We start from the raw sequence: 12146 nt of genomic DNA on the forward strand, positions 1-12146 counted from the left end.
GCCATGTGTGGTACGTCGCACTCTACATGAGTGCGTGGATTGAAATTAAGTAAAAACGGAATGGCGTTGCTCTTAGTCGCCGGTCGCACTCTACATGAGTGCGTGGATTGAAATAGGCCCGGTTAATGCAAACATCACAAATGATAGCTTGTCGCACTCTACATGAGTGCGTGGATTGAAATAGCTTGCTGATGGAGTTGATCTGTGTCCGCTTTAGCGTCGCACTCTACATGAGTGCGTGGATTGAAATTTCAAGCACATCATTGTCTGATGGCGGCCCCACAGCGTCGCACTCTACATGAGTGCGTGGATTGAAATAGCGCCGATGTCTACATAGATCTGATGTGTCTGGTCGCACTCTACATGAGTGCGTGGATTGAAATCGTTAATATCGCGAATACTCCGGGCGTTCAGGTGCGTCGCACTCTACATGAGTGCGTGGATTGAAATTATTGTAGATTATATTCACATAACAGAGCAGGCGTCGCACTCTACATGAGTGCGTGGATTGAAATAGGGCAACGGTTTTCCAGCAAATTCTGGAGCAAACGTCGCACTCTACATGAGTGCGTGGATTGAAATTGTAATTAATCAAGTTCAGGCTAATAGCAGTCTCGTCGCACTCTACATGAGTGCGTGGATTGAAATGGAGTAGGGCAACCCGCTCCCGCGGCCATCCGCGCGTCGCACTCTACATGAGTGCGTGGATTGAAATACAGACAGCGGATGAAGCATGTTCAGCGGAATATGTCGCACTCTACATGAGTGCGTGGATTGAAATTTGAGAACAAAGTATATGGGCGGGAAGAATCCTGGTCGCACTCTACATGAGTGCGTGGATTGAAATTATTTTGCCATTTTAAAGCCCGGAAAAGGAATGCGTCGCACTCTACATGAGTGCGTGGATTGAAATAACTCCATAAGGGAAGCCCTGTTCGCTCGCGCGGTGTCGCACTCTACATGAGTGCGTGGATTGAAATACCAGTGAGTAGTAAAAATAACTGCCCAGCAAATGGTCGCACTCTACATGAGTGCGTGGATTGAAATTAATGCTTCTTTCGGCCAGACGAACCCGGACATTGTCGCACTCTACATGAGTGCGTGGATTGAAATCGCATTTGCTTTCTTTAATGAAACAAGCGGACATGTCGCACTCTACATGAGTGCGTGGATTGAAATTTTAGCATCAACGCTCTCATCCGGAACAATGGACGTCGCACTCTACATGAGTGCGTGGATTGAAATATTAATCCTCTTCCCAATATTTGCTTGTCAAAAAAGTCGCACTCTACATGAGTGCGTGGATTGAAATAATTTGCCATCTTTGATTTCAATCGAATTAATTTTGTCGCACTCTACATGAGTGCGTGGATTGAAATATGGTTCCAGCTGTGAGCGGACTAATGTTTTGCGGTCGCACTCTACATGAGTGCGTGGATTGAAATAAGAAGAATCTGGCTTTAATCCGAATGCGGTCGGGTCGCACTCTACATGAGTGCGTGGATTGAAATCCTTATGGAGTTGAATTTCCATGGACTTTTTAACCGTCGCACTCTACATGAGTGCGTGGATTGAAATCGGTCAACCGACAGTCAATCTCGCCGCGGGGACGGTCGCACTCTACATGAGTGCGTGGATTGAAATTATTGTAGATTATATTCACATAACAGAGCAGGCGAGTCGCACTCTACATGAGTGCGTGGATTGAAATAGCCTTGGTGGACGCCCATCGCTATTTTTAGCAGTGTCGCACTCTACATGAGTGCGTGGATTGAAATAGGCTAATAGCAGTCTCACGCTGCCAACGCAGCGTCGCACTCTACATGAGTGCGTGGATTGAAATGTATCGGTTGGCGCAGGACGTTCCGGAGCAGGAGCGTCGCACTCTACATGAGTGCGTGGATTGAAATAAGAAGAATCTGGCTTTAATCCGAATGCGGTCGGGTCGCACTCTACATGAGTGCGTGGATTGAAATAATTCGGAAGGCTCCATCCTCCCTCACCACCTGAGTCGCACTCTACATGAGTGCGTGGATTGAAATATCGAGTCCTGCCACCGTCTGCGCTTGCATCGTTGTCGCACTCTACATGAGTGCGTGGATTGAAATTATTAAAATAATAGCCCAATGACCGCGCGAGCGAGTCGCACTCTACATGAGTGCGTGGATTGAAATATCCTCGGAGCTTCCATATTTATATGCATAAAGAGGTCGCACTCTACATGAGTGCGTGGATTGAAATGACACGAATTTATTCGATTGCTGGCCGTCGATCACGTCGCACTCTACATGAGTGCGTGGATTGAAATCGGTATCGGTGTCGTTGCAATCACGGTTGGTGCCTGTCGCACTCTACATGAGTGCGTGGATTGAAATAGCAAAATATAGAGCCTTGTTTTGATATTATGCGTCGCACTCTACATGAGTGCGTGGATTGAAATTATTAAACCCGTGGATATGAAATCAAAAATCAAAGTCGCACTCTACATGAGTGCGTGGATTGAAATACGAGAAAGGCGATATGAACGTTTCATTCTCGCGTCGCACTCTACATGAGTGCGTGGATTGAAATGTGGCTGCGGGACGGACGCATAGTAAAGCGCATAGTCGCACTCTACATGAGTGCGTGGATTGAAATTGCTCCTGATGCAGCTTGATGAGCGCTGCCGTCGCGTCGCACTCTACATGAGTGCGTGGATTGAAATTAGCTGACCGGAAGGAAAATGCTGAAACGTATGAGTCGCACTCTACATGAGTGCGTGGATTGAAATTCCGATTCCCGGAGAAGTGGAGAAGCCGAATTCGGTCGCACTCTACATGAGTGCGTGGATTGAAATACAATACCGCCTTGCGGGTCAATATAATCCTTGCCGTCGCACTCTACATGAGTGCGTGGATTGAAATCGGTTACCATTAGCGGCACGCCGAATGTTAATGCGTCGCACTCTACATGAGTGCGTGGATTGAAATAGCGTAAAGCGTAGTAAATGCGTCGTCTGCCGAAGTCGCACTCTACATGAGTGCGTGGATTGAAATACCAGTGAGTAGTAAAAATAACTGCCCAGCAAAGTCGCACTCTACATGAGTGCGTGGATTGAAATAAACGGACGGTGTCGGGCGCGTCATTCCGGAATAGTCGCACTCTACATGAGTGCGTGGATTGAAATTTCTTGAACAATGGCTTCCGCAATCCACGCGGGTAGTCGCACTCTACATGAGTGCGTGGATTGAAATTAACCGAGGACAATTTTATTTTAGATCAAGATAATGTCGCACTCTACATGAGTGCGTGGATTGAAATATAGCAAGACAAAGTCTATAAACAGCAGGGCTCTGTCGCACTCTACATGAGTGCGTGGATTGAAATTTGGCTAATATCCGAAGTAGAACGACTGAGAGCGGGTCGCACTCTACATGAGTGCGTGGATTGAAATTATTTTGCCATTTTAAAGCCCGGAAAAGGAATGCGTCGCACTCTACATGAGTGCGTGGATTGAAATATGCCGATATGACCGAAGATAATCTGACGTGGGCGTCGCACTCTACATGAGTGCGTGGATTGAAATAATTCGGAAGGCTCCATCCTCCCTCACCACCTGGTCGCACTCTACATGAGTGCGTGGATTGAAATCCGAATTTTGGGAAAATCATAAAGACTTACAAAGTGTCGCACTCTACATGAGTGCGTGGATTGAAATTTGGAGGCATTTTGCTGGTGTGGCTTGGAATTACCGTCGCACTCTACATGAGTGCGTGGATTGAAATTTTCCTGATTGTTCGGCTGCAAGGTCGAGCCATTGTCGCACTCTACATGAGTGCGTGGATTGAAATTGCGCCCGGATGATCGCCGTGTACTGAATCATGATCGTCGCACTCTACATGAGTGCGTGGATTGAAATAATTAGTGGTGTTCCATCCTGATGCTCTTTAACGTCGCACTCTACATGAGTGCGTGGATTGAAATAAGCCCTTCTCGCGAGCGGCTTCACGCTCACGAGTGGTCGCACTCTACATGAGTGCGTGGATTGAAATGCTTATTCTTCTTCTGCTCGTTTTGACCAATTATGTCGCACTCTACATGAGTGCGTGGATTGAAATAGGTGTCGGCGCAGAACAACTTGGGTGAGTCAGCCCGTCGCACTCTACATGAGTGCGTGGATTGAAATATGAGCATAATCCCTACATCTTAAAACGACATCTGTCGCACTCTACATGAGTGCGTGGATTGAAATTGCTCGTTTTGACCAATTATAAATTGATCTCCGGGTCGCACTCTACATGAGTGCGTGGATTGAAATAATCTCCGCAAAGAGTGCTTCTTTTTCTTCGCCTGTCGCACTCTACATGAGTGCGTGGATTGAAATCGAACCTTGCCGGACTTTCCACGGTACAGGTTATGTCGCACTCTACATGAGTGCGTGGATTGAAATTAAAAAAGAAAGGATTGATTTTATGCCTACACAGCGTCGCACTCTACATGAGTGCGTGGATTGAAATTCCGGGCGAGCCGCCAGGATGGCCGGATTCGCCTGCGTCGCACTCTACATGAGTGCGTGGATTGAAATGGTTCCGTTTTCCGAAGGGATGGGCGATGTACCCTGTCGCACTCTACATGAGTGCGTGGATTGAAATTTACAACTATGATATACATTCCGCTTATCCTTATGTCGCACTCTACATGAGTGCGTGGATTGAAATGATGAATGGGACGCGCGTCCCGCAGGATATGGATAGTCGCACTCTACATGAGTGCGTGGATTGAAATACGAACAAGAATCATGCCGATGCGTATATCTGGCGTCGCACTCTACATGAGTGCGTGGATTGAAATCTGAAAAGAGAAGCGGCAGCCGAATGGGCTGCCGGTCGCACTCTACATGAGTGCGTGGATTGAAATACTCGGCTTGCCGACCACTATTTTGTCGCATTATGTCGCACTCTACATGAGTGCGTGGATTGAAATCCCAACTTTTGCCATGACGGCAGCCGGACTATTCGCGTCGCACTCTACATGAGTGCGTGGATTGAAATATGCAACGTGCGATGTATTACATTTTCGTGCTCAGTCGCACTCTACATGAGTGCGTGGATTGAAATTCCTCTTTCTCATCCTCCTGATTCTCTTTGCTTTTGTCGCACTCTACATGAGTGCGTGGATTGAAATAGTTCCTGCTCAAGCCAGCTTTCTAATGCCTTCCGGTCGCACTCTACATGAGTGCGTGGATTGAAATTCTAAACAAGACGGTATCACCCGTTTCAACTGCTTGTCGCACTCTACATGAGTGCGTGGATTGAAATACTTTATGCTGAGACACCGCTGCAACAATGTTTTCAGTCGCACTCTACATGAGTGCGTGGATTGAAATAAGATAAAAAGCCGCTTGTTTAAGCTATGGAACTCGTCGCACTCTACATGAGTGCGTGGATTGAAATAATAGCGATTCGCCAATTTAGCCTCGACAGAGCCGGGTCGCACTCTACATGAGTGCGTGGATTGAAATTACGAAAACCCGATGCCGAAACAGCATGCAAGGAGTCGCACTCTACATGAGTGCGTGGATTGAAATATTTATGCCGGCAGTATCCATGACCTAGCCAGCCGTCGCACTCTACATGAGTGCGTGGATTGAAATATCGCGCTCCTTGTGGATCTTCGAGAAGAAATAAGTCGCACTCTACATGAGTGCGTGGATTGAAATTAAGGACGCTTATTGTCATGTCGCAGGCAATGGAAGTCGCACTCTACATGAGTGCGTGGATTGAAATCACTATCGTCTCTCAATTTCCCGAGAATGATTTTCGTCGCACTCTACATGAGTGCGTGGATTGAAATCCTGCATCTGCTTGTTTGCCGCATCAACCGTGCTAGTCGCACTCTACATGAGTGCGTGGATTGAAATGAAACTCGGATCTATCGTCCTGACTTTAAATCAGTCGCACTCTACATGAGTGCGTGGATTGAAATAATGCACAGCAATTAGCAAATTCTTTGAAGATCTGGTCGCACTCTACATGAGTGCGTGGATTGAAATATCTCTACGATCAAAGCAGCTGGCTATCAGAACGTGTCGCACTCTACATGAGTGCGTGGATTGAAATTACTCTCAACGAGCATGATCTTTTGTGCCCGGATGTCGCACTCTACATGAGTGCGTGGATTGAAATAACCATCATAAACGTATCAAAAACTTCCCCTGCTGTCGCACTCTACATGAGTGCGTGGATTGAAATCTTAAGAGGAAGGAAGTGAAAATTTGAATAAATTGTCGCACTCTACATGAGTGCGTGGATTGAAATTGGCCATGTTTGATGATAGCAATTGGCTTCAGGGTCGCACTCTACATGAGTGCGTGGATTGAAATTCTGATTGCCGCCTTTTTAATCGCTGGTGGGACATGTCGCACTCTACATGAGTGCGTGGATTGAAATTGCTTTCCCGCGTCCATGAGTTGCGCTGCCGCTTGTCGCACTCTACATGAGTGCGTGGATTGAAATCATTTGACTAAAAAATTAATCGCCAGCCGTCCAAGTCGCACTCTACATGAGTGCGTGGATTGAAATGGTCAAAATTCCATCTGTACACCTATCAACCCAGTCGCACTCTACATGAGTGCGTGGATTGAAATGTTTATGTGTGGCTGGCTTTTTGCGCACTTATGGGTCGCACTCTACATGAGTGCGTGGATTGAAATTCAATATGCCCAGCAATATGAAAAAAATCTTCCCGTCGCACTCTACATGAGTGCGTGGATTGAAATCGGACGCGAGGTTGACCGTGGGATTGCCCTGTAGTCGCACTCTACATGAGTGCGTGGATTGAAATGCTTTCGTTTTCCGAAGGGATGGGCGATGTACCCTGTCGCACTCTACATGAGTGCGTGGATTGAAATAAACTCGAAAATGTTTTATCGCAATTGGAATGGGTCGCACTCTACATGAGTGCGTGGATTGAAATTTTTTTAGAAGAATGCGAGATTATAAGGTTCCGTGTCGCACTCTACATGAGTGCGTGGATTGAAATTGCTTTGTGTCTAAAGGCATAAAGGATCATCCTTGTCGCACTCTACATGAGTGCGTGGATTGAAATTGATTTTGCATCAGCTTGGATTACCAGCGTCTGCCGCGTCGCACTCTACATGAGTGCGTGGATTGAAATTGTTCCGTCTCTGCCACAAATGACGATCCCGGAGTCGCACTCTACATGAGTGCGTGGATTGAAATAAGATCGTTCGCCATTTTTAGATCATGCCTGACCATGTCGCACTCTACATGAGTGCGTGGATTGAAATAAAACCGCTGGTCGGAGCAAGCGTACTCGCGCTGGTCGCACTCTACATGAGTGCGTGGATTGAAATAGAAAAATTTATTGGATCGTATCGATACCAATCTTGTCGCACTCTACATGAGTGCGTGGATTGAAATCAAACAAACGCATAAACATCAGGTTCAAAACCATAGTCGCACTCTACATGAGTGCGTGGATTGAAATCGCTAAAGCTCCATTACGTCGCAGCTACTGCCCTGTCGCACTCTACATGAGTGCGTGGATTGAAATACTTACGCACGAAACATTTCTTGCATATTTTTAGTCGCACTCTACATGAGTGCGTGGATTGAAATAAGAGATAACAGCGGAACGGATGTAAGTCGAGAATGTCGCACTCTACATGAGTGCGTGGATTGAAATCACAGCTGCTGGATCCGATTTTATGACGACGACGGTCGCACTCTACATGAGTGCGTGGATTGAAATATTCCGCTGCGCCTTCTTTCAGCAGGGACGGATTGTCGCACTCTACATGAGTGCGTGGATTGAAATACATTATCAGGGCACCGTTGATTTTAGAAAAGTTGTCGCACTCTATATGAGTGCGTGGATTGAAATCTCAAACCATGCCCAGGAAAGAATGCCGGTATCAAGTCGCACTCTACATGAGTGCGTGGATTGAAATATCAATACTAAAAGGCTCAACGAGAGGGGTAAAGGTCGCACTCTACATGAGTGCGTGGATTGAAATACTCCCTTTCCTTCCTTTTCGCGCGCTTACTATGCGTCGCACTCTACATGAGTGCGTGGATTGAAATTGGTCGGGCTGATCGTGATTATTTTCGGCCTGGCGTCGCACTCTACATGAGTGCGTGGATTGAAATATAGGAGGAAAACAGATGATACGAGGCTTCGACCGTCGCACTCTACATGAGTGCGTGGATTGAAATCCGTCGGTCATCTTTCAGGCACTTGGACTTTTCCGTCGCACTCTACATGAGTGCGTGGATTGAAATGTATCGACCACGTTTAGGAGCGGATCCGGGCCAAGTCGCACTCTACATGAGTGCGTGGATTGAAATTTTTCTCACCTCTTTTCTACTCTTTTATTATATCGTCGCACTCTACATGAGTGCGTGGATTGAAATTGCTCTGGGATGCGCTGGTTGTTGGCGACAATGATGTCGCACTCTACATGAGTGCGTGGATTGAAATATACTATTGTCGATCCCGGCTAAAAAGCTGCCGAGGTCGCACTCTACATGAGTGCGTGGATTGAAATATGTAGATGCTGGGGGCGCCACCGTTTAGAATAAGTCGCACTCTACATGAGTGCGTGGATTGAAATAATAAATGCGCCAAACGCTCCAAACGCCGTTTGTGTCGCACTCTACATGAGTGCGTGGATTGAAATAGGTTTAATCTTTTCATGTTATGGGAAGTGATATAGTCGCACTCTACATGAGTGCGTGGATTGAAATCATATTGTGGCGCGTCTGTTCCGACAATTCCGCTTGTCGCACTCTACATGAGTGCGTGGATTGAAATCAGTTAATATCTATACCGCTCCCTCTTATGTTTAGTCGCACTCTACATGAGTGCGTGGATTGAAATCGCAAGATGCTTTATGATGCTCAAATAAGGTTTCGTCGCACTCTACATGAGTGCGTGGATTGAAATGTGCCAACCTCGATAAGGATAAAGCCGAAGACGACGGTCGCACTCTACATGAGTGCGTGGATTGAAATTTCTCTTTCTTCTAATTCCCAAAGCTTTTTTGAAGTCGCACTCTACATGAGTGCGTGGATTGAAATATGCGCTCACGCTCCTTTTTGGCAAATAAAAAAGGTCGCACTCTACATGAGTGCGTGGATTGAAATTAAAAACCCGTTGTTTTCTGAACATGATCTCAAAGTCGCACTCTACATGAGTGCGTGGATTGAAATCGAAGCATCATAGCGCCGTCAAACGCCAGTAATAAGTCGCACTCTACATGAGTGCGTGGATTGAAATGGAGCGGGCTTAGGCGCAATCGTCGTTTTGCTTGGTCGCACTCTACATGAGTGCGTGGATTGAAATACGCTGAAAGCGATCAATTTTGGAACCGTTTTCTGTCGCACTCTACATGAGTGCGTGGATTAAAATTTGGTGAACGTGAAGAACGGCTAATAACAAATCTGTCTTACTCTTATTATGAATTGGTTATTCTAAAAATCGGTCCAGCTGTTTTTTAATCAAACAGCTGGACCAGTAACCTATTATAAAAACCTATTGTCACATTCTCAACAAAATTGGACTGTATTTCAAATGAAGATTCATTAATTGATGCCACAGGAAGAAACATCCATTCAGCGTATTCTGAAAATAAAACATATTTATTTCCATTTTTCAGCTGGTGCGCACCAACTGGGTGGAAGTCCAACTCCATCACCCCTCAGCATCCACCCAGACTTTCTTCGCTGTATCGACAACCAATTTAATCTTTGCCCATTGCTGCTCTTCGGTCAGTTTGTTGCCTTCCTCAGTCGAAGCAAAGCCGCATTGTGTTGACAGGCACAGATGATCCAGTGGCACGTATTGGGTCGCCTCTTTAATCCGTTTTTGAAGCAAGTCCGCGGATTCCAGTTCAGGAAATTTCGAGGTTACAAGGCCTAATACTATTTTTTTATCTGAGCTCTCGGTAAAAATAGCGCCAAGCGGTGAAAAATCGCCGGATCGTTCATTGTCGTATTCCAGAAAATAACCGTCAATGGTGAGCTGCGACAGGTATTGAGCAACAGGACCATAGCCGCCGGAGAAGAGAAAAGTCGATCGGAAGTTGCCGCGGCAAATATGCATTGTAATCGTTAAGTCATCAGGGCGATTCTCCAGTGCGCCGTTAATGATCGTTACGCTGTCCTGTGCGATCTGTTCATATTTTTCTTTTTCCTCAGCATCCTTTGCGTTAATAATCTGGTCAATCAAAAAAGCCCAGGTTGTATCATCAAGCTGCAAATAGCGGCAGCCTAAGTCGTAGAAATGCCGGATCGTTTCGCGGTAGGCCTTCGCCAGATCAGTTAAGAAATCCTCGTGCGTATCGTAATAGTTTACGGCGTTATCGCTGCGGTGGTCGCGGAAGTAGAGCGAAGGGCTTGGAATCGTTTGTTTGGCTAAAACACCTTCAGGCACAATGCTGTTCAAGTATTTAAAAGCGGTGAAAAAAGGATGATCCGGATTATAGGAAACCTTGCCGGCAAACCGGACATTAGTGTCGCGCGTCTTAGCGCCATGAAACTTATAGCTTGCATTCTGTGAATATGTTTCAACACCGCCCAGTCCGGCCAGAAAATCCAGATGCCACCAGCTGCGGCGAAATTCACCATCCGTTACAGCTTTCAGCCCTGATTCAACTTGCTTGTCAACAACCTTTTTGATTTCTTCATCTTCCACTTGAGTGAGCGCGGCTTGGTCGATTGCTCCTGAAGCAAATTTTTCGCGTGCTGATTTCAAATTTGCCGGCCTCAGTAAACTTCCCACCTGATCAAACCTGAACGGGGCTTTCTTTGCAGTGATTGTTCCCATTTTCTATTCCTCCATTTAAAATCATTGTGAAATGATCATCAAACAAATAAGCGCCCGTTCATTACTTCCATTTCTGAAAGTAAAGGACGAACGCTTTCATTCGTGTTACCACCTTAATTTGAGAATCCCTCACGAGATTTTCCTTGTCGAGTACGTGCTAAATAATATAGCGGCAAATACTCTTGTGCGTTAATGGGCACACCCATCATCGTTTTATCCTGGGGACTCAACCATGCTGCTTGAAGGCCATCTTCGGGAAACTGTTCTATTATCGCCTTTCACTAGCAGCGACTCTCTTTAAATAGCGCAGAAACCTACTCTTCTTCTCATCGCTTTTTAATTTTCAATTTGAGCTTAAAGACATGATACACTAATTAAGAAAATAATCAAGGGGCCGGTTGCCTGAGCTAACTGCTTGGCAAGTTCTTTTGTAAAAGTAAAACTGCAGAAATATGATGAAAACCGCCGCCAGCCCTTTTACCGTCTGCTCTGGTTAAAGAGATAGGCAAGAATCAGAAATAAAAGGATCGGATGACCTTTGCGCGTACGCGAACGGCGGGTCAGCAGCCATAGAAGAAAGACAATCAAGAAAATCAGAAAAAAGGTTTTCATAAAAAGGCCTCCGAAGCTGAAAATAAAATGAAAGCTGGCAAAGCGATAAAAATTTCCGGTCGAAAAATTAATTTTCGGGACCATCCTGTCGAATGGTGGCTTATTTTTCTAAGTTAAAATGTACCACAAAATCGCAAAAAGGTCTTTGTTAACTTTTTAGTCGTATGTTTTGTCGAATGATGAAACTCAAGCCATTCATCTGGGGAGGGTTCCCCATTAGCGGTAAAAGTTGAGCTTTGCTATAATAGGCACTGTTGGTTGGGGTATTTATATATATTTGTTTGAGCCTGCGCTGAAGAAGCGCTCTTCGGAATGGAAAAGCCCTGAATCACGCACCGGGCGATGTCGGACAGTTTATAGGGACAGCTCGTATACAACCCTTTTTGACGGGACATGCTGTGTTTGTTGCACGTTTTTTTCCTAATGTAGGCCATACGGCGGTCTTGGAAATTAGAAAATAAAAGGAATGATTCAGATATGTTATTTGGTAAATTTCATTTTTCAGAAAAGAAGATGACTATGACGGATCGGTTCATTAATATTTATCGCAGCAACAGAAAACATGAATCGATCATTACTTCGGTGAAAAATGCCTATCGGAACAGTAAAATGATTGAGGCGTCTCTCAAAAGCGGTGAGAGCAGAAATTAATTGTTCTTTGAGGAGCTTGAAACGGTGCGCCTGAACCTGTCCGGCGAACAGTTTTT

The 12146-nt window shown here is 45.7% G+C and carries 4 protein-coding genes and 1 CRISPR repeat array (1 of these 5 only partly in view); of the genes, 1 reads left to right on the plus strand and 3 read right to left on the minus strand.

Annotated features, from left to right (window positions below; translation table 11 throughout):
• Positions 1 to 9411: a CRISPR direct-repeat array (repeat unit 32 nt; unit sequence GTCGCACTCTACATGAGTGCGTGGATTGAAAT) (it extends 1780 nt beyond the left edge of the window).
• Between the two features lie 85 nt (positions 9412 to 9496).
• The 3 genes from COP04_RS05935 to COP04_RS20435 form a co-directional block, all read right to left on the minus strand.
• Positions 9497 to 9688 (minus strand): hypothetical protein, encoded by a 192-nt coding sequence (locus tag COP04_RS05935; protein WP_162297082.1) that lies wholly within the window; start codon positions 9686 to 9688, stop codon positions 9497 to 9499.
• A 5-nt stretch (positions 9689 to 9693) separates the two neighbouring features.
• Complete coding sequence (locus COP04_RS05940; protein WP_100487142.1) at positions 9694 to 10827, minus strand: vitamin B12 independent methionine synthase; 1134 nt, start codon at positions 10825 to 10827, stop codon at positions 9694 to 9696.
• A gap of 477 nt (positions 10828 to 11304) precedes the next feature.
• Positions 11305 to 11439, minus strand: coding sequence for a hypothetical protein (locus COP04_RS20435; protein ID WP_275656857.1), 135 nt, complete (start codon positions 11437 to 11439; stop codon positions 11305 to 11307).
• A gap of 477 nt (positions 11440 to 11916) precedes the next feature.
• Here COP04_RS20435 and COP04_RS19460 point away from each other — a divergent pair, with 477 nt between their 5' ends.
• Positions 11917 to 12090, plus strand: a complete 174-nt coding sequence (locus COP04_RS19460) for a hypothetical protein (RefSeq protein ID WP_157800196.1) — start codon at positions 11917 to 11919, stop codon at positions 12088 to 12090.
• Positions 12091 to 12146 lie beyond the last annotated feature (56 nt).

The sequence above is a fragment of the Sporolactobacillus pectinivorans genome, assembly GCF_002802965.1.
Classification (GTDB): domain Bacteria; phylum Bacillota; class Bacilli; order Bacillales; family Sporolactobacillaceae; genus Sporolactobacillus; species Sporolactobacillus pectinivorans.

What these genes read in the sequence shown, in the direction of transcription:
- COP04_RS19460 (WP_157800196.1), top strand. Translation starts at nt 11,917, where the DNA reads ATGTTATTTGGTAAATTTCATTTTTCAGAAAAGAAGATGACTATGACG.
- COP04_RS20435 (WP_275656857.1), bottom strand. Translation starts at nt 11,439, where the DNA reads ATGAAAACCTTTTTTCTGATTTTCTTGATTGTCTTTCTTCTATGGCTG.
- COP04_RS05940 (WP_100487142.1), bottom strand. Translation starts at nt 10,827, where the DNA reads ATGGGAACAATCACTGCAAAGAAAGCCCCGTTCAGGTTTGATCAGGTG.